At 60.1% G+C, this 24,004-nt stretch carries 21 protein-coding genes and 1 other RNA gene; 13 read left to right on the forward strand and 9 right to left on the reverse strand.

The annotated features are described in order from the left end of the window. Positions 1–17: 17 nt before the first annotated feature. The 4 genes from LHU53_RS17375 to gabT form a co-directional block, all read right to left on the reverse strand. Positions 18–1,214, reverse strand: a complete 1,197-nt coding sequence (locus tag LHU53_RS17375) for an amino acid aminotransferase (protein ID WP_227334052.1) — start codon at positions 1,212–1,214, stop codon at positions 18–20. Positions 1,215–1,343: 129 nt separating this feature from the next. Next, positions 1,344–1,517, reverse strand: coding sequence for a hypothetical protein (locus LHU53_RS17380; protein WP_227334053.1), 174 nt, complete (start codon positions 1,515–1,517; stop codon positions 1,344–1,346). 187 nt (positions 1,518–1,704) lie between these two features. After that, positions 1,705–3,195, reverse strand: coding sequence for an NAD-dependent succinate-semialdehyde dehydrogenase (locus tag LHU53_RS17385; RefSeq protein ID WP_227334054.1), 1,491 nt, complete (start codon positions 3,193–3,195; stop codon positions 1,705–1,707). 122 nt (positions 3,196–3,317) lie between these two features. Continuing rightward, positions 3,318–4,604, reverse strand: coding sequence for a 4-aminobutyrate--2-oxoglutarate transaminase (gene gabT / locus LHU53_RS17390; protein ID WP_227334055.1), 1,287 nt, complete (start codon positions 4,602–4,604; stop codon positions 3,318–3,320). Positions 4,605–4,892: 288 nt separating this feature from the next. On the opposite strand from gabT, the gene alaS reads away from it, so the two are divergent. After that, complete coding sequence (gene alaS / locus LHU53_RS17395) at positions 4,893–7,523, forward strand: alanine--tRNA ligase (protein WP_227334056.1); 2,631 nt, start codon at positions 4,893–4,895, stop codon at positions 7,521–7,523. Here alaS and LHU53_RS17400 read toward each other — a convergent pair. Then, a complete protein-coding gene (locus LHU53_RS17400; protein ID WP_227334057.1) occupies positions 7,520–7,681 on the reverse strand; it encodes a hypothetical protein in 162 nt (53 codons plus the stop codon). The genes alaS and LHU53_RS17400 overlap by 4 nt on opposite strands. On the opposite strand from LHU53_RS17400, the gene LHU53_RS17405 reads away from it, so the two are divergent. The 10 genes from LHU53_RS17405 to nhaD all read left to right on the forward strand — a co-directional run bounded on the left by LHU53_RS17405 (position 7,680) and on the right by nhaD (position 17,119). After that, positions 7,680–8,456: a ferredoxin--NADP reductase gene (locus LHU53_RS17405; protein ID WP_227334058.1), complete on the forward strand. Its 777-nt coding sequence runs from the start codon at positions 7,680–7,682 to the stop codon at positions 8,454–8,456. The two genes, LHU53_RS17400 and LHU53_RS17405, sit on opposite strands and share 2 nt — an antisense overlap. A gap of 2 nt (positions 8,457–8,458) precedes the next feature. Continuing rightward, positions 8,459–9,484: an adenosine kinase gene (locus LHU53_RS17410; protein ID WP_227334059.1), complete on the forward strand. Its 1,026-nt coding sequence runs from the start codon at positions 8,459–8,461 to the stop codon at positions 9,482–9,484. 124 nt (positions 9,485–9,608) lie between these two features. Then, the gene (locus LHU53_RS17415) at positions 9,609–9,911 is read left to right on the forward strand and encodes a high-potential iron-sulfur protein (protein WP_227334060.1); all 303 of its coding nucleotides are present in this window, start codon (positions 9,609–9,611) and stop codon (positions 9,909–9,911) included. A 105-nt stretch (positions 9,912–10,016) separates the two neighbouring features. Continuing rightward, the gene (ubiG, locus tag LHU53_RS17420) at positions 10,017–10,727 is read left to right on the forward strand and encodes a bifunctional 2-polyprenyl-6-hydroxyphenol methylase/3-demethylubiquinol 3-O-methyltransferase UbiG (RefSeq protein WP_227334061.1); all 711 of its coding nucleotides are present in this window, start codon (positions 10,017–10,019) and stop codon (positions 10,725–10,727) included. Between the two features lie 28 nt (positions 10,728–10,755). Continuing rightward, positions 10,756–11,421 (forward strand): HAD-IA family hydrolase, encoded by a 666-nt coding sequence (locus LHU53_RS17425; RefSeq protein ID WP_227334062.1) that lies wholly within the window; start codon positions 10,756–10,758, stop codon positions 11,419–11,421. A 12-nt stretch (positions 11,422–11,433) separates the two neighbouring features. Then, positions 11,434–11,822, forward strand: a transfer-messenger RNA (tmRNA) gene (ssrA, locus tag LHU53_RS17430). Positions 11,823–11,881: 59 nt separating this feature from the next. Further along, the gene (locus LHU53_RS17435) at positions 11,882–12,862 is read left to right on the forward strand and encodes a D-glycerate dehydrogenase (protein ID WP_227334063.1); all 981 of its coding nucleotides are present in this window, start codon (positions 11,882–11,884) and stop codon (positions 12,860–12,862) included. A 112-nt stretch (positions 12,863–12,974) separates the two neighbouring features. Then, positions 12,975–14,381, forward strand: a complete 1,407-nt coding sequence (gene rmuC / locus LHU53_RS17440) for a DNA recombination protein RmuC (protein WP_227334111.1) — start codon at positions 12,975–12,977, stop codon at positions 14,379–14,381. Positions 14,382–14,479: 98 nt separating this feature from the next. Further along, the gene (locus LHU53_RS17445) at positions 14,480–15,592 is read left to right on the forward strand and encodes an MFS transporter (protein ID WP_370632342.1); all 1,113 of its coding nucleotides are present in this window, start codon (positions 14,480–14,482) and stop codon (positions 15,590–15,592) included. Between the two features lie 237 nt (positions 15,593–15,829). Continuing rightward, positions 15,830–17,119, forward strand: coding sequence for a sodium:proton antiporter NhaD (nhaD, locus tag LHU53_RS17450; RefSeq protein ID WP_227334065.1), 1,290 nt, complete (start codon positions 15,830–15,832; stop codon positions 17,117–17,119). Between the two features lie 42 nt (positions 17,120–17,161). Here the strand turns inward: nhaD and LHU53_RS17455 are convergent, their stop codons facing one another. The 3 genes from LHU53_RS17455 to earP all read right to left on the reverse strand — a co-directional run bounded on the left by LHU53_RS17455 (position 17,162) and on the right by earP (position 19,898). After that, a complete protein-coding gene (locus LHU53_RS17455) occupies positions 17,162–18,037 on the reverse strand; it encodes a TIGR00730 family Rossman fold protein (protein ID WP_227334066.1) in 876 nt (291 codons plus the stop codon). An 80-nt stretch (positions 18,038–18,117) separates the two neighbouring features. Then, a complete protein-coding gene (gene efp / locus LHU53_RS17460; RefSeq protein ID WP_227334067.1) occupies positions 18,118–18,672 on the reverse strand; it encodes an elongation factor P in 555 nt (184 codons plus the stop codon). A 92-nt stretch (positions 18,673–18,764) separates the two neighbouring features. Then, the gene (gene earP, locus LHU53_RS17465) at positions 18,765–19,898 is read right to left on the reverse strand and encodes an elongation factor P maturation arginine rhamnosyltransferase EarP (RefSeq protein WP_227334068.1); all 1,134 of its coding nucleotides are present in this window, start codon (positions 19,896–19,898) and stop codon (positions 18,765–18,767) included. Positions 19,899–19,925: 27 nt separating this feature from the next. On the opposite strand from earP, the gene uvrC reads away from it, so the two are divergent. Both uvrC and pgsA read left to right on the forward strand, forming a co-directional pair. After that, complete coding sequence (uvrC, locus tag LHU53_RS17470; RefSeq protein ID WP_227334069.1) at positions 19,926–22,070, forward strand: excinuclease ABC subunit UvrC; 2,145 nt, start codon at positions 19,926–19,928, stop codon at positions 22,068–22,070. A gap of 63 nt (positions 22,071–22,133) precedes the next feature. Further along, positions 22,134–22,700 carry a CDP-diacylglycerol--glycerol-3-phosphate 3-phosphatidyltransferase gene (gene pgsA, locus LHU53_RS17475; protein ID WP_227334070.1) on the forward strand — a complete coding sequence of 189 codons (567 nt, stop codon included), beginning with the start codon at positions 22,134–22,136 and terminating at the stop codon, positions 22,698–22,700. A 202-nt stretch (positions 22,701–22,902) separates the two neighbouring features. Here the strand turns inward: pgsA and bamC are convergent, their stop codons facing one another. Continuing rightward, entirely contained in the window at positions 22,903–23,994 is a 1,092-nt protein-coding gene (gene bamC, locus LHU53_RS17480; RefSeq protein ID WP_227334071.1) for an outer membrane protein assembly factor BamC, read from the reverse strand. Positions 23,995–24,004: the final 10 nt, after the last annotated feature.

Raw genomic sequence — 24,004 nt, forward strand, 5'->3', positions numbered from 1 at the left:
GGAACTTGTGTAAAAGATCAGATCACTTTGGCGATGCTGGCGCAAACGTAGTCAATGTTTTTGCTGTTGAGCGCCGCCACACACATGCGGCCGGTGTCGGTGCCATACACGCCAAACTCGTCGCGCAGGCGCACCATCTGGTCTTTGGACAAGCCCGAGTAGCTGAACATGCCGATCTGCCGGGTGATGAAACTCATGTCCTGTTGGACCCCCGCGGCCTTCAGGCCGTCAACCAGCTTTTGGCGCATGGCCTTGATGCGCACGCGCATTTCACCCAGCTCGCTTTCCCACAGGGTGCGCAACTCGGGGTTGTTCAGCACGCCGGCCACGATGGCGCCGCCATGGGTGGGCGGGTTGCTGTAGTTGGTGCGGATCACAATTTTCAATTGGCTCAGCACGCGGGCAGCTTCTTCCTTGCTGGCGCACAACACACTCAGGGCACCCACACGCTCGCCGTACAGGCTGAAGCTTTTGCTGAACGACGTCGAGACGAAGAAATCCAGCCCGGCATCCACAAACTTGCCGATCACGGCGCCGTCCTCGGCAATGCCATAACCAAAGCCCTGGTACGCCAAGTCCAGGAACGGTGTCAGCGCCTTCGACTTGACGACGGCAACCACCTCGTCCCACTGGGCGGGCGTGATGTCGTAGCCGGTCGGGTTGTGGCAGCACGCGTGCAACACCACCACCGTGCCGGTGGGTGCGGCATTCAGGTCCGCCAGCATGCCGTCGAAGTCCAGGCCACGGGTGGTGGCGTCGTAATAGCGGTAGCTCTCCACCGTGAAACCGGCATTGGTGAACAGCGCGCGGTGGTTTTCCCAGCTCGGGTCAGAGATCAAAACCTTGGCGTTGGGGCTGATCCGCTTGATGAAATCCGCACCCACTTTCAGGCCACCGGTGCCGCCGAGTGCTTGTATGGTGGCCACGCGGCCGCTCTTGACCGGCTCGCTGTCAGCGCCAAACACAAGGCTCTTGACAGCGTTGTCGTAAGCGGCGATGCCGTCGATGGGCAGGTAACCCCGCGCCGCGGGTTTGTCCATCATGGTTTTTTCAAACGCCTGCACACATTGCAGCAGCGGCAGTTTGCCGTTGTCGTCAAAGTAAACGCCCACGCCCAAATTAACCTTGGCGGGGTTGGTGTCGGCGTTGTACTGCTCGTTCAGACCCAGAATCGGGTCGCGGGGTGCCATTTCGACAGCGGAGAAAAGTGACATGAGGGGTCCTGTGGAGTGGGGTGATGGGGCATAGCCTGCCAGTCGGAGACCGGTCAACCCGACATTTTACTGACAAGCGAACCCAAGCTTGGTGAGTGCTCAATGCTGTATTTGCGCCAGTTCAAATCCTCAGGAGCCCACGCTCGGGGGCTGACCTGGCGCGCTCAGCGGTACTGCGGTCGATGGACTGCTGCGATTGTCATCGGGGGCCGTCACCACAAAGGCCACAAAACCTACCACCATCACCGTGGCGCCAACGATCGACAGGTATTGGGTAACAAAGTCTTTCAGATCAGCGTGCATGGACACCTCCAAAGAATGGCTGTAAACAAAATGATCCGACCGGTAGATAAATCAAACGCTTCAGACTTGATGTGACTGAACGGTTTTATTTTGCTTGAAATCTTGGTGTGGTCTTATCAGGGTTTACGTGCAAGCCAAAGCCCAGCAACAAGTTGCTTTGCGCCCATCGCTATCGGCGTCATCCGGGCTATTTCAGAATGTCGCCCATGCAGACGTATTTGATTTCGACATAGTCATCCATGCCATGGTGCGATCCTTCGCGGCCGAGGCCACTTTGTTTGACACCGCCAAAGGGCACGTGCTCGGTGGCCAGGATGCCGACGTTGACGCCCACCATGCCATATTCCAGCGCCTCGCTCACGCGCCAGATGCGGCCGATGTCGCGGCTGTAGAAGTAGCTGGCCAGGCCAAACTCGGTGGCATTGGCGGCGTCGATGGCCTCCTGCTCGGTGCTGAATCGGAACACGGGCGCAAACGGGCCAAAGGTTTCTTCCCGGGCGCACAGCATGTCGGCGGTGGCGTCGGCCACGACAGTCGGCGCATAAAACTGACCGCTGCCGATGCCGGTCAGACGCTGACCACCGCATAACAAACGAGCTCCGAGACCAATGGCATCTTGCACATGGCGCTCTACTTTTTGAATGGCGGCCTCTTCAATCAATGGCCCCTGGTTGACGTCGGCCTCAAACCCGTTGCCCACCTTGGCGGTGCTGACCTTGGCGGCAAACTTGGTGACAAATTCTTCGTACACGCCATCCTGCACGTAAAACCGGTTGCTGCACACGCAGGTTTGTCCGGCGTTGCGATACTTTGAGGCAAAGGCACCTTCGACCGCGCTGTCGATGTCGGCATCGTCGAACACGATGAAGGGCGCGTTGCCACCCAGCTCCAGGCTCAGTTTTTTCACCGTGGGGGCCGACTGCGCCATCAGGATGCGGCCGACCTCGGTACTGCCGGTGAAGCTGATGTGGCGCACCACATCGCTGGCGCACAGTACCTTGCCAATGGCGATCGAGTTGTCAGCATCCGCCGTCAGCATGTTCAGCACACCGGCGGGAATACCAGCGCGAATCGCCAGTTCGGCGGCGGCCAGCGCAGTGAGCGGGGTGAGTTCAGCGGGTTTGATGATCACCGGGCAACCCGCAGCCAGCGCGGGCGCGACCTTGCGGGTGATCATGGCAATCGGAAAGTTCCATGGCGTGATGGCGGCGCACACGCCAATCGGCTGGCGCAGCACCAGCAGACGGCGGTTGTTGTCAAACTGCGGCAGGGTTTCGCCGTTGACGCGTTTGGCTTCTTCGGCAAACCACTCGACAAAGCTGGCGCCGTAGGCGACTTCGCCCTTGGCTTCGGGCAGCGGTTTGCCTTGTTCGGCCGTCATGATGCGGCCCAGGTCATCCTGATTGGCCATGATCAGGTCAAACCACTTGCGCAAGATGATGCTGCGTTCTTTGGCGGTTTTGTTCCGCCACGCAGGCCAAGCGGCGTTGGCGGCGGCGATGGCGACTTCAGCGTCTGCTGGGCCCAGGTTGGCCACGTCGGCCAGATGGCCACCGGTGGCCGGGTCAGTCACGGCAAAGCGGCTGCTGCCTGAAACCCAGGTGCCGTTGATCAACGCATCGGTTTTGAGCAGGCTGGGGTCTTTGAGCAGGGACAGCGGTGAAACTGGGGTGGACATGACAACTCCTCGGTTTAGATCAATATTCAGGCCCTACCCCTCATGAAATTGAAAGGTAGCAGCTATATGAAACATAGCACATCAGTCTGCCTGGCACAGACCCTGGCCAAATGACTGGCGAGTCAGATGGCGGCCAGAGCGGCTTCGATGATGGCCAGGCCCTCGTCCACAATCGCGTCGCTGGCGGTCAGCGGCACCAGAATGCGCACCACGTTGCCATAGGTGCCGCAGGTCAGCAGGATCAGGCCGCGTTGGGTCGCTTCAACGGACAGGCGCTTGGCGAGATCGGCGTCAGGCTGATGGACGTCACCGTTTTTGCACAGCTCAAAAGCCACCATCGCGCCCAGGCCGCGCACCTCGGCAATGCGTGGGTCTTTGGCCGCCAGGGCTTGCAAACTTGTCATCAGCCGCGCGCCCATGGCCTGGCTGCGTTGTAACAGTTGCTCTTTGTCAAACACATCCAGCACGGCCAGTGCCGCCGCGCAGGCCAGCGGGCTGCCCGCGTAGGTGCCGCCCAGGCCACCGGCGGCGGGGGCGTCCATCACTTCGGCACGGCCCACCACGGCAGAAATGGGGTAGCCCCCGGCCATCGACTTGGCCATGGTGATCATGTCGGGGGCCACGCCGCTTTGCTCGATGGCAAACCAGGTGCCCGTGCGCCCGGCGCCGGTCTGGATTTCGTCGGCAATCAGCAAGATGCCGTGCTGGTCACACAACGCGCGCAGGCGCTGCAAGAAGTCAAACGGCGCCACGTTAAAGCCGCCTTCACCCTGCACCGGCTCGACAATGATGGCCGCCACCCGGCTGGCTTCCACATCGTTTTTGAAGATCAGCTCGATCGAGGCCATGGCGTCATCCACACTCACGCCATGCAGCGCGTTGGGAAACTGGGCGTGGAAAATTTCGTTGGGGAAGGGCCCAAAACCCAGTTTGTAAGGCGCCACCTTGCCGGTCAGCCCCAGCGTGAGCAGGGTGCGGCCGTGGTAACCGCTGGTGAAGGCAATCACCGCGCTGCGTTTGGTGTGGGCGCGGGCAATCTTGACGGCGTTTTCAACCGCCTCGGCCCCGGTGCTCAAAAACAGCGTTTTCTTGTCAAAGTTGCCGGGTGCCAGGGCGTTGATGCGCTCGGCCAGTTCCACATAGGGCTCGTACGCCAGCACCTGAAAGCAGGTGTGGGTGTACAGGTCCAGCTGTTTTTTGACCGCTTCAACAATCTCGGGGCGGCAGTGGCCGGTGTTGAGCACCGCAATGCCACCGGCAAAGTCGATGTAGCGGTTGCCCTCCACGTCCCACACCTCGGCGTTGTCACCGCGGGCAATGAAGACTTCGTGGCTTTGGCCCACGCCACGGGGAATGGCGGCACGGCGACGCGCCATCAAGGCGGCATTGGTGGTTTGAACAGCGGTCATATCGTTCCTGGAAGTTAAGCGCGAACAAGTTGAAAGGCCAGCCAGAGGCTTGCCGACCCTGGCGTTGCGGCAAATTCTAGGGTGCAACCGCCTTGGACACAGTGACACTTGGCCCGCCGCGGATGGGGCCATTGTGGCCAAAACCCGGCCGTAGGGGCGCCGGGCGTTTGGCGGCGGCTGGTTCTTCTAAAATTGACGGTTTTACTGGCGGGTGCCACCTCTTTAAACAGGGCCGTCTTCCCCGCAGTCTCAACTCTTGTCGACATCCAAACCCAGGTCCCTCACGCCATGAACCCAACTGCTGCACCGATGACAGTCGCCGACATCCGCAAGACTTTCCTCGATTTTTTTGCCTCCAAAGGCCACACCGTGGTGGCATCCAGCCCGCTGGTGCCCGGCAACGACCCCACGCTGATGTTCACCAACTCGGGCATGGTGCAGTTCAAGGACGTGTTTCTGGGCACCGACAAACGCAGTTATGTGCGTGCCGCGTCGGTGCAGGCCTGCCTGCGTGCGGGTGGTAAACACAACGATCTGGAAAACGTGGGTTACACCGCCCGTCACCACACGTTTTTCGAGATGCTGGGCAACTGGAGTTTTGGCGACTATTTCAAACGCGAATCCATCCACTGGGGCTGGGAACTGCTGACGCAAGTGTTCAAGTTGCCCGCCGAGCGCCTGCTGGCCACGGTGTACGCCGAAGACGACGAGGCGTATGACATCTGGACCCAAGAGATCGGCCTGCCGCCCGAGCGCGTGATCCGCATTGGCGACAACAAGGGCGGCCGCTACAAGTCTGACAACTTCTGGATGATGGCCGACACCGGCCCCTGTGGCCCGTGCTCCGAGATCTTTTACGACCACGGCGCGCACATTCCCGGCGGCCCGCCCGGCAGCCCGGACGAAGACGGCGACCGCTTCATCGAGATCTGGAACCACGTGTTCATGCAGTTCAACATGGACGAGACCGGTGCCGTCACGCCGCTGCCCGCACCTTGTGTCGACACCGGCATGGGCTTGGAGCGCCTGGCCGCCATCTTGCAGCACGTGCATAGCAACTACGAAATCGACATTTTTGACGCGCTGATCAAGGCGGCTGCACGTGAAACCCACACGACCGATCTGAGCAACCCTTCGCTGCGGGTGATCTCCGACCACATTCGCGCCACCGCGTTTCTGGTGAGCGACGGTGTGTTGCCGAGCAACGAGGGCAGGGGCTACGTGCAACGCCGCATCATCCGCCGCGCCATCCGCCACGGTTACAAGCTGGGGCAAAAAACGCCGTTCTTTCACAAACTGGTGCCCGACCTGGTGGCGCAGATGGGTGACGCTTACCCGAGCCTGGCCTCGCAGGCAGATCGCATCATGGAGGTGCTGCGGGTGGAAGAAGAGCGCTTTTACGAGACGCTGGCGACTGGTATGCACATACTGGATGAAGCGCTGGCGGGCGACGCCAAGCTGCTGCCGGGTGATGTCGCCTTCAAGTTGCACGACACGTTTGGCTTCCCGCTGGATCTGTCGGCAGACGTGTGCCGGGAACGCGGTGTGACCGTGGACTCGACGGGCTTTGATGCCGCCATGGCCCACCAAAAGGCGCAAGGCCGCGCTGCTGGCAAGTTCAAGCAGGACAAGGCGCTGGACTATACCGGCGCGGGCAATGAATTTCTGGGTTACGAGCACCTGACCACAGCGACTGAAGTGGTCGCTATTTACATCGACGGTACAAGGTCTGAGGTTCTAAAAGAAGGTCAGTCTGGCGTGGTGGTGCTGGCTGCGACGCCGTTTTACGGCGAAAGCGGCGGGCAGGTGGGCGACGCTGGCGCGATCTTTTCGGATCATGCGTTGTTTGAGGTTAATGACACGCAAAAGATCAAGGCCGATGTGTTTGGCCACCACGGTCTGCTGAAAACCGGCAGCCTGAAAGTGGGCGATGGTGTCACGGCCCACGTCAATTCCAGCCAACGCGCCGCCACCATGCGCAACCACTCCGCCACCCACCTGATGCACAAGGCGCTGCGCGAAGTGCTGGGCAGCCATGTGCAGCAAAAGGGCAGTTTGGTGAACCCGGATCGCACCCGTTTTGACTTTGCCCACAACGCGCCGGTGACCGATACCGAAATCCGCGAGATCGAGGCCCGTGTCAACGCTGAAATCTTGAGCAACGCCGCCACCGAGGCGCGTGTCATGGACATCGAATCGGCCCAGAAAACCGGCGCCATGATGCTGTTTGGTGAAAAGTACGGCGAAACCGTGCGTGTGCTCGACATCGGCAGCAGCCGCGAACTGTGCGGCGGCACGCATGTGCAGCGCACCGGCGACATCGGCCTGTTCAAGATCGTGGCAGAAAGTGGCGTGGCCTCGGGCGTGCGCCGCATCGAAGCGGTCACGGGCGCCCATGCGCTGGCCTATCTGCAGCATCTGGAAGACACCGTGGGCCAAGCTGCCGGGTTGCTGAAAGCACCGGTCGCCGAAGTGACGGACCGCATCAGTTCGGTGCTGGAACACGTCAAAACCCTGGACAAAGAGTTGGCAGCCCTCAAAGGCAAGCTGGCCAGCGCCCAAGGCGACGAGCTGCTGAGCCAGGCGCAAGACATCAAGGGCGTGAAGCTGCTGGTGGCGCGCCTGGAGGGTGCCGATGTCAAGACCTTGCGCGATACCATGGACAAGCTCAAAGACAAGCTGAAAACCGCCGTGATCGTGCTCGGCGTGGTCGACGGTGCCAAGGTGCAGATTGCCGTGGGCGTGACAAACGACACCACCGGCAAAGTCAAAGCAGGCGAGCTGGTCAACTTTGTGGCGGGCCAGGTCGGTGGCAAAGGCGGTGGCAAGCCCGACATGGCCATGGCCGGCGGCACCGAGCCGGGCAAGCTTGCCGCCGCACTTGAAAGCGTGACGGCCTGGGTTGAACCCAAGCTCTAAATGCTATTTAAATAGTAGCTTTTAGCCCTTGTTGCGAAAGGGTTAAAAGCTAATTGATGATGTAATTTTGCTGCAGAGTTGATATAGGTCAGGTCGTCAGCGGCCGGGCCTTTTACACTCGCAAGTTTTCGTTTTATCCACAATTCAAGGCGATCCATGAGTGCATTTTTGAATGAAACCGTATTAAGCGTTCACCATTGGACAGACCGACTGTTCAGTTTCACCACCACCCGTGACCAGGCTTTGCGGTTCTCGAACGGCCACTTCACCATGATTGGCCTGCGCCTGGAAGGCGGCAAGCCACTGCTGCGCGCCTACAGCATCGTCAGCCCCAATTACGAAGACCACCTGGAGTTTCTGAGCATCAAGGTGCAAGACGGCCCGCTCACCTCCAAGCTGCAGCACATCAAAGTGGGTGACCAGATTGTGGTTGGTAAAAAGCCCACCGGTACCTTGCTGATCGACTACCTGCTGCCCGGCAAAAACCTGTACCTGTTTGGCACCGGCACCGGTCTGGCGCCGTTCCTGAGCGTCGTGCGTGACCCGGAAACCTATGAAAAATTTGAAAAAGTCATTTTGGTGCACGGCGTGCGTGAAGTGGCTGAACTGGCGTATCACGACTACTTGACCCAAGAGTTGCCAGATCACGAGTTTTTGGGCGACATGGTGACCGAGCAGATGCTGTATTACCCCACCGTGACGCGTGAACCTTTCAAGAACCAGGGCCGTATCACCACGCTGCTGGAAAACGGCAAGCTGCAAAAAGACCTGGGTCTGCCCAAGTTTGACCCCGAGTACGACCGCGCCATGTTGTGCGGCAGCCCGGCGCTGCTCAAAGACATGAAGCACCTGCTGGAAAGCCGTGGCTTCCTGGAAGGCAACACCACCAAGCCGGGCGACTTTGTGGTTGAACGCGCGTTTGTTGAGCAGTAAGCATGAGCCATTACGACGTTTACGCCATTGGCAACGCGCTGGTGGACTCGCAGTACGAGGTGTCTGATGCGCAGTTGAATGCCGCGGGTGTTGAAAAGCGTCACATGACCCTGATCGACGCTGCCCGGCGCACCGAGTTGCTCAGCCATGTGTATGGTGTGCCCGCTCACCGCACTGGCGGTGGTTCGGCGGGCAACACGGTGGTGGCGGTGGCCCAGTTGGGTGGCAAGGCGTTTTACTCCTGCCGCGTCGCGGATGATGAATTGGGTGACTTTTACACCCAGGATTTGCTCAGCCACGGTGTGGCGACCAACCTCGCCCATACACGCGCTCCTGAAGGGCAAACCGGTGTCTGCCTGGTGATGGTCACCCCCGATGCGGAGCGCAGCATGAGCACCTTTTTGGGCGCCACGGCAGACATTGACGCCACGTCTTTGCACCCGCACGACATCGCCAAGTCCAAGGTGTATTACATGGAAGGTTATCTGGCTGCCTCACCCACCGGGCTGGACGCCGCCCTCAAGGGTCGCCAAATGGCTGTGGACGCTGGCGTGGCACTGGCCACCACCTTGAGCGACATGACCATGATCAACTTCTGCCGACCCGGGCTGGACGCCATGGTGGGCAGCCCGGAGACTGGCACGTTGGACTACCTGTTCTGCAACGAGGAGGAGGCCCAGGTGTGGTGCGGCAGCACGGATCTGGCGCAGATCTGCCGCCAGCTCAGCCAGCAGGCGAGGGTGGTTTGCCTCACGCGCAGTGCCAAAGGCTGCCTGGTGCTGGAAGGCGATAAGGTGATTGAAGTTCCTGCAGTCAAAGTCAAGGCCGTTGACACCAATGGTGCGGGGGACATGTTTGCCGGCGCTTTTTTGTATGCGGTCACCCATGGCCACAGCCACGCACAGGCTGCGTTGCTCGCCAACCAGTGTGCGGCGAAAGTGGTGTCACAAGTTGGCAATCGTTTGAGCCAGCAGGATGTGAATGCCTTGAAGTCAGCGTTTGAAAAACACGCGCTTCTTCACGCCTGACTCATTTAATGGGATATTTGACGGATCGCAATGACATTCGGTCCGGCAGGGCTCACAATACCGCTCGCAGCTGCAATCAAGGTGTGACAGCGGCAGTTCCATTAACTACTCAGGAAACAGACATATGACAAATCGTCGCGTATTTATTCTGCAATCAGTGATCGGTACCAGCGCATTGGCTTCTGGCATGGCAATGGCCGCAGCGCCTTTGGTCGCTGAAACAGATGCCAACGCCAAGAGCTTGGGTTATGTCGCGGACACCACCAAGGCTGATAAGACCAAGTATCCCAAGCACACCAAAGACCAGTCCTGTGCCAGCTGCGCCTTGTATCAAGGCAAGACAGCCCCTCAAGGTGGCTGCCCGCTGTTCCCTGGCAAGGAAGTGACCGCCAAAGGCTGGTGCAGCGCCTACGCCAAGAAGGCATAAGCCAACTTGCCAACCAACAAACCCACCTTCGCGGTGGGTTTTGTTTTTTAGGGGTACCCCTCGCGGGCCGCGTTTTTTTCAGCACAAATTTCCGATAATTGAGCCATGAACACGACACTCAATGCTGATGCATCCGAATTGGCCCGGTTTTCCGAACTGGCACTCCATTGGTGGGATACCGAAGGTGAAATGCGTGCACTGCACCAGATCAACCCCTTGCGGCTGGGCTGGATCAACAGTTTGTGCCCGCTGAACGGTTTGAATGTGCTGGATGTGGGCTGTGGTGGCGGGATCCTGACCGACGCCATCGCCCGCTCAGGCGCTACCGCCACCGGTATCGACCTGTCCACCAAGGTGCTGCGGGTGGCACAGTTGCACGCGCTGGATGCACAAACCCAAAATGTGCAGTACCGGGAAATCAGTGCGGAGGCCATGGCCGCCGAGCAACCCGAGAAATTTGATGTGGTGACCTGCATGGAAATGCTGGAGCACGTGCCCGACCCGGCGTCGGTCGTGCGGGCATGCGCCGCGCTGGTCAAGCCGGGTGGCTGGGTGTTTTTCTCCACCATCAACCGCAATCCGAAATCCTTTGTGATGGCGATTTTTGGCGCGGAGTACGTGCTCAACATGGTGCCGCGGGGCACCCACGAATATGCCAAGCTGCTGCGCCCCAGCGAGCTGGCGGGCTTTTGCCGCGACGCCGGGTTGACGGTGTCGCATAGCCGGGGTTTGTCATACAACCCGTTCACCAAACGCTTCTGGCTTAACGCAGACACCAGCGTCAACTACATGCTGGCGACCCAAAAACCGGTGTAAGCCGTTGCGTGTGAGGCATCAGCCGGTCATGTTCCGAGATATTCAGGCGGTGCTGTTCGACTTGGACGGCACACTGATTGACAGTGCGCCTGATTTGGGTGCCGCGGCAGATTTGATGCGAACAACGCGCGGCTTGCCGCCGATTGCATTGTCAGCGTATCGACCCATGGCCGGGGCAGGCGCCCGGGGCATGCTGGGTATTGCGTTTGACATGACGCCTGAGCACCCTGATTTCCTGAGTATGCGTGAAGAGTTCTTCAGCAACTACGAACAGCGGCTGACCCAGAATACGCTGATCTTTCCGGGGGTGACTGAATTGCTGGGTGATCTGGTGCAGCGGGGAACACGCTGGGGTGTGGTGACCAACAAGTCAGCGCGCTTCACGCTGCCGCTGACCCGGGCGATGCCCTTGTTTGCATCGGCGGGAACCATCATCAGTGGCGATACCACGGTGCATGCCAAACCGCATCCGCTGCCCTTGCTGGAAGCGGCCCGGCAACTCCAGGTGGCGCCAGAGCGCTGTGTGTACGTCGGGGATGACGAGCGTGACATTGTGGCGGGACTGGCCGCGGGCATGAAAACGGTGGCGGTCACTTACGGATACCTCGGTCAAAAGTCCGATACCAGCCAGTGGGGCGCACATGTCACGATTAATTCTCCCCACGAGCTATTGCAATTGATCGCTACGCCCTAAAATGTCAGGCTTGGGGCTGCACTGGTTTCGACGTGGATTCGGACGCGCAGCAGGGCATGTCGAGCTGAATGCGCTCGTAAAACTGATTCAAAAAAACTAACTGCAAACGACGAACGTTTCGCACTCGCTGCTTAATTGCAGGTGAGCCTCACAACAGCAAGCCGATAGGCTGGGCAAGGGCGGTCAGATCGAGAGGTCTAGCTGTCCAGGCTGTGGGGTAATTTCATTCGGCTGGGTCTGCCTTGGGTAACTTAGGGCAGGTCGAGAAAATAGGTTGCTGGCGATTTGCATAGCGTGCCACTGCGCGATGTGAAAAGCGAGATCCAAATCAGACGGCTACACATGTAGAACTGTTCGAAGAAGGTTTGCGGACGGGGGTTCAAATCCCCCCAGCTCCACCATACAACGCCTAAGCAATTGATTTTGCTTAGGTTTTTTTTCTTAAGACTTGACGCAACCCATGAAGCCCTCCATCCTGGTTGCACGTGCGATTTTTCCGCAGGTTCTGACGCAGCTGGCGGACCATTTTGAAGTTACCGCTAACCAGGACGACGTGGCGTGGACGCCCGCCGAGTTGACGCAGCAGTTGCAGGGCAAGCAGGGCGTTTTGACGATGGGCAGCGAGCGCATCGACTCGGCTCTGCTGGCAGCGTGCCCTGACCTGAAGATCTGCGCCAACATGATGGTCGGGTTTAATAACTTTGACCTGCCTGCCATGACCGCCGCTGGCGTGCTGGCCACCAACACCCCGGACGTGCTGACGGAAACCACCGCCGATTTCGGTTTTGCGCTGCTGCTGGCCACGGCGCGGCGCATCACCGAGTCTGAACACTTTTTGCGAGCCGGTTTGTGGAACCGCTGGCGTTACGACCTGTTTGCTGGGGCCGAGGTGCATGGCAGCACGCTGGGCATTCTGGGCATGGGTCGTATCGGGCAGGGCATTGCCAAACGCGGTGCCTTGGGTTTTGGCATGCAGGTGATCTACCACAACCGCACCCGACTGGATGCCGCGACCGAAGCCGCCTGTGGTGCCCGTTACGTCAGCAAAGAAGAGTTGCTGGCAAGCTGCGACCACTTGCTGCTGGTGCTGCCCTACAGCGCGCAGACGCACCACAGCATTGGCGAGGCCGAGCTGGCGCAAATGAAACCCACCGCCACCCTGGTCAACATCGCCCGAGGTGGCATTGTGGACGACGCGGCCTTGGCGGCGGCGCTGCGCGCAGGCACCCTCGCTGCCGCCGGGCTGGATGTGTTTGAAGGCGAACCCCAGGTGCACCCGGACTTGCTGGCCTGCCACAACGTGGTCCTGACCCCGCATATCGCCAGCGCCACCCAGTCCACCCGTCTGGCCATGGCGCAGCTGGCGGCCGACAACCTGGTGGGTTTTCTGCGGCATGGCAAGGCGCTGACGCCGCTTAACCCGCAAGTGCTGGCCGCTTGACTGCCCGGGGCACACGGCCTTGGCCGACAGGTGTGGCAGGGCGCTGTTTGCCTGCTGAGGTTTTGAACCACAATCAACCCCTAGGAGATGTTCAAACGTGACTGACTTGGTGATGTGGGGCGCTTTGGCGCTGGGTGTGATCAATGGGGTGGTGTTGCTGGTGCTGCTGTTGCGCCATGGACAGCCTGCCCAGGCCAGTGCGACGCAGCTGGCCAGCCAGCAACTGGAGCAGCAGGCGCAGCTGGCCAGGCATCAGGCGGTGCTGACTCACATCTCACAAAGTCATGACAGGCTGGCGCGCGACCTGCAGCGGGACTTGGCTGACTCGTCCCGCAACGCACGGCAGGAGCTGGCGCAAAACCTGGCCACCTTCCAGCAGACGCTGGTGCAGCAGGGCGCTGAAGCCACGCGCACGCAGAACACCCAGATCGACGCGTTTGGCCAGCAGCTCGCGCTGCTGCAAAAAACGCTGTCTGACACCTTGTCCAGCCAACTCGGCAGTTTGAGCGAAGCCAACGTGCGCCGCATGAGTGAAATCCGCGAAACGCTGGAGAAGCAACTGGCGCAGTTACAAGCCAGCAACGCCACCAAGCTCGATGAAATGCGTGCCACGGTCGATGAAAAACTGCAGAACACCTTGCAAACCCGCCTGGGCGAGAGTTTCAAGCAGGTGGCCGATCGGCTGGAGCAGGTGCACAAAGGCCTGGGCGAAATGCAGACGCTGGCGCAAGGCGTGGGCGACCTCAAACACTTGCTCACCAACGTCAAGACCCGCGGCATTTTTGGCGAGGCGCAACTCGCCGGCCTGCTGGAGCAGGTGTTTGTGCCGGACCAGTACGCTGCGCAAATTGCCACCCGGCCCGGCAACAAAAACGTGGTCGATTTCGCCATCAAACTGCCGGGGAAATCCGAATCTGGTGAGCCGCTGTGGTTGCCGATCGACGCCAAATTCCCCAACGAAGACTACGAGCGGCTGCTCGATGCCCAGGGCCGCGCCGATGCTGTGGCCGCTGAGCTGGCGGGCCGCGCCCTGGAGCAGCGCATTCGGCTGGAAGCGAAATCCATCGCCGACAAGTACATCGAGCCGCCTTACACCACCGACTTTGCCATTCTGTTTTTGCCCACCGAAGGGCTGTACGCCGAGGTGCTGCGCCGCCCGGGCCTGATGGAAGCGCTGCAGCGCGATTGCCGCATCACACTGGCCGGGCCGACCACGCTGCTGGCGATGCTGAGTTCGCTGCAAATGGGCTTTCGAACCCTGGCGCTGGAAAAACGTTCCAGCGAGGTCTGGCAGGTGTTGGGCGCCGTCAAAACCGAATTCGGCAAGTTTGGCGATGTGCTGGCCAAGGTCAAGGCCCAGACCGAAACCGTGCTCAAAACGCTGGACAGTGCGCAAACCCGCAGCCGGGCGATGGGACGCGCGCTCAAAACCGTGGACGCCTTGCCCGACACGCAGGCCAGTTCGCTGATCGCGCTGGACCGCGACTTTGACAGTGCTGACGGGACACCCGGCGCGTGAGTGCTGCCAACGTGCCTGAACCCGCAGTGCCACACCCGGTGTTGACCCAAGTGGCGCTGGCGCGCCTAATTGCCGGCCACGTGAGCTTGCACGCCTGCATGGCGGGCATGCGCATGGCGGCGCCGCTAATGGCGCTGCGTGAGGGTTACAGCGCGCTGGCGGTGGGCTTGTTGCTGTCGCTGTTTGCGCTGACGCAGGTGTTTCTGGCCCTGCCTGCTGGGCGGTATGCCGACCGCAAAGGTTTCAAGCGACCGGTGGGCTTGGCGGTGTTGGTGGCCAGCAGCGGGGCGGCCTTGGCGTTTGTGTTCCCGGTGTTTCCGGTGCTGTGCCTGAGCGCGCTGATGACCGGTGGTTCAGTCGGTGCCGCGTCGATCAGCCTGCAGCGCCATGTGGGGCGCTCGGCGCAAGACACGGCGCAGCTCAAATCGATGTTCAGCTGGCTCTCCATTGGCCCGGCGCTGGCCAATTTTGTCGGGCCGCTGGCAGCCGGTATCTTGATTGACCAGGGCGGTTTTCGGCTGACCTTTTTGTGCCTCGCGTGTTTCCCGCTGTTGACTTGGGCGTGGGTGCGCCACACGCTGGAGCTGCCACCCGTGGTGGTGCAGCCTGGTGACAAAAAGGGCCGTACCTGGGACCTGCTGCGTGAGCCGATGATGCGCCGCCTGCTGGTGGTGAACTGGTTGCTGTCGTCCTGCTGGGACGTGCACACCTTTGTGGTGCCGGTGCTGGGGCATGAACGCGGCATCAGTGCGTCGAGCATTGGCGCCATTTTGGGCGGTTTTGCGCTCGCGGCCACCGCGGTGCGTGTGGTGTTGCCGTTTCTGGCGGCGCACCTGCGCGAATGGGTGGTGGTGAGCGGCGCCATGTTGTGCACGGCGGTGCTGTTTGCCGTCTACCCGTTGATGCAGACGGCTTGGGCCATGGGCGTCTGCTCGGCGCTGCTGGGGCTCTCTTTGGGCTCGGTGCAACCGATGATCATGAGCACGCTGCACCAGATCACGCCCGAGGCGCGCCATGGCGAGGCGCTGGGCATGCGCTTGATGGCCATCAATGCGTCAAGTGTGCTGATGCCGATGTTGTTTGGTTCTGCCGGGGCGGCGTTGGGTGTGTCATTGGTCTTCTGGACCGTGGGCACGGCAGTCGCTCTGGGGGCCCGCTCTGCCTGGCGGCTGCGTCCGCCCAACGTGCCGCCCGCGCCTGGGCAGCCTTGACGCTGGCGCGCGCTACGTGTCATACAGCACCAAATAGCCGAGCAAGATCAGTGACCTCAATCGGTTAAGTAGCGTTAAGCGATTTCATACAAACGCCACCTTCAGGTGGCTTTTTTTTTGCTTAGAGCGTGTACCGCGGGGTGCGAGATCGGTCTTTCGGCGCCCTCGGGTTGGAATTCCGACAAAGCCGACAGTGATAATTGTGCGGTCGTTCAATAGAAAGCAAAGGTAATTTTCATGCTGACAGCTCTGGTCATCGTTTTTGTGCTGGCTTATGCGGCCATCGCGCTCGAACACCCTATCAAAATCAACAAATCCGCTTCGGCCCTGATTGGCGCAGGCTTGCTGTGGACGATCTATGCCCTGGCAAGCGGTGATTCGGGTCTGGTCGGTGAGCATTTGTCCGAGTCACTGATGGGCACGGCGCAAATTGTGTTTTTCCTGATGGGTGCCATGACCATTGTTGAAGTGGTTGACGCGCACAACGGCTTTGAGGTGATCACCTCACGCATCAAGACGACAAAACTTTCCACATTGATGTGGATGGTGGGATTTGTGTCTTTTTTCCTCAGCGCCATCTTGGACAACCTGACCACGACCATCGTGATGGTCTCGTTGATGAAAAAGCTGCTCGACAAACGTGATGACCGGCTGTTTTTTGCCGGCATCATCGTCATTGCCGCCAACGCTGGTGGTGCCTGGACCCCGATTGGTGACGTGACCACCACCATGCTGTGGATTGGTGGCCAGATCACCGCGCTCAACATCATGAAAGAACTGTTCATCCCGTCGATGATCAATCTGTTGGTGCCGCTGGCAGTGACCGCCTTTATTTTGAAAGGCAAGCCCGTGGTGTCCCCCGTCGGTGGTGGAGCGGCCCGCAAGGGCATGGCCTCCACGGATGCCGAGCGCAACATCATGTTCTTTTTGGGGCTGGCCATTCTGGTGGCCGTGCCGGTGTTCAAGACGATGACGCACTTGCCTCCTTTCATGGGCATCCTGTTTGGCCTGGGGATTTTGTGGCTGGTGGGTGATCTGCTGCACCGCAACAAGGCCGACGAAGACAAGGATCACTTCACGCTGGTTCACGCCCTGTCCAAGATCGACATGGGTTCTATCGTGTTCTTCATCGGTATTTTGTTGGCCGTAGCCACGCTGGAGCACACGCACATTCTGGGCTCTCTGGCCACGTGGCTGGATAACACTGTGGGCCGCCAGGACATCATTGTGCTGATCATCGGCTTGGTCAGTGCCGTCGTCGACAACGTGCCGCTGGTGGCCGCCTCCATGGGCATGTACAGCCTGGAGCAATATCCGGCGGACAGTTTCCTGTGGGAGTTCATGGCGTATTGCGCCGGAACTGGCGGCTCGATCCTGATCATTGGCTCGGCCGCAGGTGTGGCCGCCATGGGGCTCGAAAAAATTGACTTCTTTTGGTATGTCAAAAAAATCAGCTGGCTGGCGCTGATCGGCTATTTTGCCGGTGCCCTGTTTTACATCTTTGAGATGAAGTTGATGGGCCATTGAGCTGTTGAGCCGTTGGACCGCGATGTCGGCGGTCCTGACGGCTTACAGCGCGTAAAAACGTTTGATCACGTCCCAGGCGGCCTCGGGCGTATCGACGTAGTGGAACAACTTCACGTCTTCAGGTGAGATCACGCCTTCTTCGATCATCACATCGATGTTGAGCAGGCGTTTCCAGTAGCTGCTGCCAAACAGGACGATCGGCACCGGTTGTGACTTGCGTGTCTGCACCAGAGTGACCACTTCAAACAACTCGTCAAGCGTACCAAAACCGCCAGGGTATGCCACCAGCGCCTTGGCACGCATCATGAAATGCATTTTGCGGATCGCAAAATAATGGAATTTGAAGCTCAACGCGGGCGTGACATAAGGGTTGGCAGACTGCTCGTGTGGCAGCGCGATGTTTAACCCGACCGTGGGCGCACCCAGCTCATGGGCACCGCGGTTGGCGGCTTCCATGATGCCCGGGCCACCCCCGGTGCAGATGTACAGCTTGGCACTGTGGGCTTGGTCGTTGCTGTAAGCGGCCACCAGCCGGGCAAACAGGCGCGCCTGGTCATAAAAAAATGCGTTACGCAGGTGGCGTTCGGCCAGTTGGATGGCGGCCGCATCGCCGCTGGCTTGGGCGGCTTCCATGGCCGTGTTGGCGGTCTCGGGCGAGGGAAAGCGCGCGCTGCCAAACACCACGATGGTGTTGTCAATGCCCTGTTCACTCTGGTCCACATCGGGCTTGAGCATCTCCAGCTGGATGCGGATGCCGCGCGTTTCGCGGCGCAACAAAAACTCGGGGTCCGCAAACGCCAGCCGATAGGCGTTCGGGTGCAGCACGGTGTCATCCGCTGGGTGTTTCAGTAAATCCGCCAGCGCATCGGCCAGTTTGTGTTCGGTGACGTGTTGGGGCAGGGATTGGGTGTGTTCCATGGCGTAAATTTTCAGGCAAAAAAAAGGGCCTCACGATGTGAAGCCCTGCTTGTTTTTGGCAATGGTGCCAGCCACGGTGTTTAGACCCGTTTGCGGTATTCGCCGGTGCGGGTGTCGATTTCGACCTTGTCGCCTTGCGCCACAAAAATTGGCACACCAATCTCAAAACCGGTGGCGATCTTGGCAGGCTTCAGAACCTTGCCAGAGGTGTCACCCTTGACGGCGGGTTCTGTCCAGGTGATTTCACGCACCACGGTGGTGGGCAGTTCAACCGAGATCGCCTTGCCGTCGTAGAACACCACTTCAACGGCCATGCCGTCTTCGAGGTAGTTGAGCGAGTCGCCCATGTTTTCGGCTTCGACTTCGTACTGGTTGTACTCGGCGTCCATACACACATACATCGGGTCGGCGAAATAGGAGTAGGTGCAATCCTTCTTGTCGAGAATCACGTTGTCGATCTTATCGTCGGCCTTGAACACCACTTCGGTGCCGAAGTTGGCGATCAGGCTTTTGAGTTTCATGCGCACGGTGGCGGCACCGCGGCCCCCACGGGCGTATTCGGTTTTCAGGACGACCATGGGGTCTTTGCCGTGCATGATCACATTGCCAGCACGAATTTCTTGAGCGATTTTCATAATCAGAGGGTGAAGTTAGGCCGCGCATCCGGCGGCGAGGGCGGCTGACGCTTTCGATGAAACATCGACCACACGCCGCAAAGCCCGCTATTTTAGGGGGTATTTGCCACAAAAGCGAGCAGTTGGCTGACCAGATCGTGCTGTTGCAGCAGCCGCTGGCGTGCCGCGAGGCAGGTGGCTTGCCATTCGGGCCACTGCTGTTGGCTGATGAGCTGTGCCGTGGGCTGCCAGGGTGGCGTCGGATGCACACCATTCCAGACATGGTGGGCGTGGCGCAGCGAAGGCGGTGCTTGCAGCCAGTCCAGAAACGCGCCTAGCTTGGGGTGGTGTGCATCGTCCGCTTGCGGATAAAGCTGCCATATCAAGGGTTTGCCCGCCCACAAGGCGCGCACCAGCGAGTCTTCACCACGCACCAAATTGAGGTCACATGCCCACAGCAAGTGGTCAAAATCGGTTTGAGAGAGCGTGGGAAGATAAAAGAAAGAGAGCGTTTTGTCCCGATTGAACATGGCTTGGAAGCCTAGCTCTTCGTCAAGAACCCGGTGCAGCGCGGCGGCAGCCCGACCCGGGGTGACCAACAGGATCGTGGGCACCTGGTCCGCCGCCAGCGCCTGCAGCAAGGCGGACAGCCCGGCGGGCTCGTAACAGAAAAGCGACACCAGACGCTGGCCTGTCCAGGCAACGCCCTGGGCGCCCAGCCATGTCGCCCGGTCAAAACTGGTTTGCCTTGACAGCAGGTCGGGTTCGCGCAGCAGGCCGCCGGTGTCAGACGTGAAACCAGGGTAAAAAAAGTGTTTGGTCAGACCGCGTCCGGGTCCGCTCATCACCGGTGAGGGTAGGCCGTGGCAGCGCTTGGCATAGTCTTCGGCGCTCAGGTACTCGAGGTTGAACCACAACGCAGCTTGGTCCCTAGCCTGGAGGTTGCTGGTGTAGCGCGTGATGAATTCAGGGTCGATGTCACACCCAAAAGCCTCCACCAAAACATCCCCGGGTGCGACGCCGTGGCTCTCAAAGGGTGTTGTCCACGCCAGTACCTGCACGCCTGGCGCACCGACCGGGGCCATCCAGCTCAGCGCACTGGCATCGTCCACCCACAGCCGCACCGTCTGACCGCGCTGCGCCAGATTCAGAGCCAGACGCCAACACACCCCAATGTCACCAAAGTTGTCGATCACGCGGCAAAAAATGTCCCAGTGCAATTTGGGTTGAGGCGCGGTTTGATTCATGGCCGGGATTGTCCACAATAGCGCCCTATGTCTGATTTGCCCGAAAAACCCGTGCCACCTGTTGCGCCTGCTCTGTCCTCTGCTGTGCTACCCGACACACTGTCGATCCAGCCCGCGGCTGCTGCTACTGATTTGCCTGCGTCTGAAGTGCCAGCGGGCACCCACCCCGAGCAACTGCTCAATGATGTGGCCAGCTTGCCCGCGCTGCCGGGGGTCTACCGCTACTTTGATGCCCAAGGCCAGGTTCTGTATGTTGGCAAGGCGATCAACCTCAAAAAACGGGTGTCGAGTTATTTCCAGAAGAACCACGGCGGCACCCGCATTGGCCACATGGTGGGCAAGATCGTGCGGCTGGAGACCACCGTGGTGCGCTCCGAGGCCGAGGCGCTGCTGCTTGAAAACAACCTGATCAAGACGCTCAACCCCAAGTACAACATCCTGTTTCGGGACGACAAAAGTTACCCGTATCTGAAGATCAGCGCTCCGGCGCCACTGCCCAAAGAAGGTGGCGTTTTTTCAAAAAATGTAGCGACTGGTTCTTTATCTATGAGGGCTACAGACTCAAAAGACACACCATCGTCGGTGACCCGAATCAACGGTGACTGGTTCCCCAGGGTGTCTTATTACCGGGGTGCGGTCGAGAAAAAGCACCATTACTTTGGCCCGTACCCAAGCGCCTGGGCGGTCAAGGAGGCAATTTTGCTGATGCAAAAGGTGTTCAAACTGCGCACTTGTGAGGAGTCGGTGTTTGCCAACCGCACCCGGCCCTGTTTGCTGTACCAGATCAAACGCTGCTCCGGCCCCTGTGTGGGCCACATTTCACCCGCCGACTACGCCCAGGATGTGGCGGATGCTGAACGCTTTTTGAATGGCGACGCACAAGAGGTGATGAGCAGCTTGCAGGCACGCATGATGGCGCACGCCGACAAACTCGAGTTCGAGCAGGCCGCCGAATTGCGCAACCAGACCGCTGCTCTCTCCAGTGTGTTGCACCAGCAGAGTGTGGACAACGTCAGCGACCGCGATGTCGACATCCTCGCGGTCAAGGTGCAGGGCGGGCGCGCCTGTGTCAACCTGGCCATGGTGCGCGGCGGGCGGCATCTGGGCGACCGGCCCTACTTTCCGGTGCAGGTGCAGGACGGCGCCGCGCTGGAGCTGGAAGAAGAGGGCGCTGAGGTCCGTTCAGTCGAATCACACATCCTGGACGCCTTCATCGCCCAGCATTACCTCAACGTGCCGGTACCGCCCTCGCTGGTGGTCAGCGCGCCGGTGGACAAAGCCTTGTTAAAGGCCCTGACGGCTCAAACCGGCATCAAGGTCAGCGCCGTACACGCCCCGCGTGAACAGCGCCGTGTTTGGCTCGAGATGGCCCAAACCAATGCCAACCTGCAGCTGGCCCGGCTGCTGTCAGAAGAAGGCTCCCAACAGGCGCGTACCCGCGCCCTCTACGAGGCGCTGGATCTGGGGCTGGACGACCTGGACGAACTGCGCATCGAGTGTTTTGACATTTCACACACCGCAGGTGAGTCGACCCAGGCCTCGTGTGTGGTGTTCCACCACCACAAGATGCAAAACGCCGAGTACCGGCGCTACAAAATCACCGACATCACGCCGGGTGACGATTACGCCGCAATGCGCCAGGTGCTGTTGCGCCGTTACGGGAAACTGGCTGAGGTGTTGCAGGAGGCCAAACGCACGGGCGAAACTCCGCCAGGGACTGGCCGTTTGCCGGACCTGGTGCTGGTCGATGGTGGCAAGGGCCAGGTCAGCATGGCGCGTGAGGTGTTCACGCAACTGGGCCTCGATCTGTCGCTGATCGTCGGTGTCGAGAAAGGTGAGGGCAGGCGTATCGGCCTGGAAGAGCTGGTGTTTGCCGACGGGCGCGAGAAGGTCTACCTGGGCAAGGATTCGGCCGCGCTGATGCTGGTGGCGCAGATCCGCGACGAGGCGCACCGTTTTGCCATCACCGGCATGCGTGCGGCGCGCGCCAAGGTGCGCATGGATGGTGGCAAGCTTGAAGACATCCCCGGCATCGGCCCGAAACGGCGTGCCCGGCTGTTGCAGCGTTTTGGGGGTGTGCGTGGCGTGGCGATGGCCTCGGTGGATGACATGGCCACGGTTGAAGGCATCTCGCATGAACTGGCTGAGGAGATTTACCGGGCGTTGCATTGACAGCCATCGTCCCTCTCTTTCTTGAGTGGAACGGCTGACGTGGCTGCATGCCACAATTGCGTCATGTTCTGGACGATTCCCACCCTGATGACCTGGGCCCGCATCGCGGCCATCCCGCTGATTGTGGGCGTGTTTTATTTGCCGATTGCGCCCGCGCACCGCAACGAAATTGCCACGGTGATGTTTGTGGTGTTTGCCGCCACCGACTGGCTCGACGGTTTTCTGGCGCGCAAGCTCAACCAGGTGTCGGCTTTTGGTGCCTTTCTGGACCCGGTGGCTGACAAGTTTCTGGTCTGCGCCTGTGTGCTGGTGCTGGTGCACCTGGGCCGGGCCGACGTGTTTGTCGGGCTGATCATCATTGGCCGCGAGATCGCCATCTCGGCGCTGCGCGAGTGGATGGCGCAGATTGGCGCCTCGCGCAGCGTGGCGGTGCACATGATCGGCAAACTCAAAACCACCGCGCAGATGGTGGCGATCCCGTTCTTGCTCTATGACGGCGTGTTCATGGGCCTGATCGACACCCATGTCTGGGGTGTCTGGCTGATCTGGATTGCCGCCATCATGACCATCTGGTCGATGGTGTATTACCTGCAAAAGGCGCTGCCAGAGATCCGCGCCAAGGTGAAATAGGTCTGCCAAGGCCACGCACAAGATCGCTCTGATCACCCCGGTTAAAGAGGATATGACAGACGGCTTGCGCTGCCGTGCTGACCACGGTGGTCGCCAACGTTGGGCCAGATAGAAAAAGGTCTGGCCGCTGATTTGGCTGGATCAACAGCCACAAAAAAGCCACCTGCAACCCATGGCCGCAGGTGGCTCGCTTGGAGAGCGACTATTTCAGGTCTTCAGCCAGCACGTTGATGATGCGCTGGGCATCTGCCACCACGGCCGCAGAACCATCGGCGTTTTGTACCGAGACGGTGCTGGCGTTGCCCTGGCTGACCACCGACACGCGGAACCTTTGCGGCTTGGCATCAGGTTTGGAACCACTGAACAGCTTGCTGAAGAAGCCGGGTTCTTCTTTTTCCTTGTCGGCGTTGGGGGCCACATAACGCACAAAGTACAGGCCCTTGCTGCGGTCACGGTCTTCCACGGTGAAGTTGGTGCGGTCCAAGGAGAGGCCGACCCGGCGCCAGGCGCGGTCAAACCCATCAGCCAGTTGCAGCACCGGCTGGCCGCCAACGGCTGCAACCTGGGTGGTTTCCTTGACCACACCTGCCGCCACCAGGGCCTTGGACTGCTCTTGCGAGACGCCCAGTTTGACCATCAGGCGGCGCAAAAATTCCGCTTCCAGCTCGGGGTCAGCCGCGCGGGGCTGCCACACGGTGCGGTCTTGTTCCTTGCTGTCGTACACCTCGACCATGCCACGGTGGCTGATGAAAATCTCGGTGCTGCCATCGGCACTGCGCTCCAGCCGGGTGCGGAACTTGTCGCGCTCACCGGTGGAATACAGCGAGTCAAACACCTTGCCCAGTGTGGCGCGGACGAAATCCTGCGGGATCTTGGCGCGGTTCTCGGCCCAGTCGGTTTCCATGATGCCCAGATTGGCCTGGTCCATCGCCAGCAAGAAGCCGTTGTCCTGCCAGAACTCTTTGACCGGCTCCCACAGCTTGTCGGCCGGGCGGCTGACCACCAGCCAGCGTGTGTTGCCCGCGCGCTCGATGCGCACATCACCCAGGCTGGCGGTGGCGGTCGGGGTCGCCTGCACGGTGGTCTGGCCGAGCTGGTAGCTGGACGCGGTCACGGCAGCGCCGGGCACGTTGTAACGCGTGTCTTTGGACAGCTGGGTCAGATCGGGCGGCACTTCCAGCGTGGGGGCCTTGACGGCGGCGCTTTTGTAGTCCACCTTGTCGCTTTGCAGTACCGAGCAGGCGCTCAATGCAACGGTCAGGCCAAGCAGCGCAAATTTGGGGAAATGGTTCACGAAATACCCT

Source organism: Rhodoferax sp. U2-2l (assembly GCF_020594515.1).
Lineage (GTDB): Bacteria > Pseudomonadota > Gammaproteobacteria > Burkholderiales > Burkholderiaceae_C > Rhodoferax.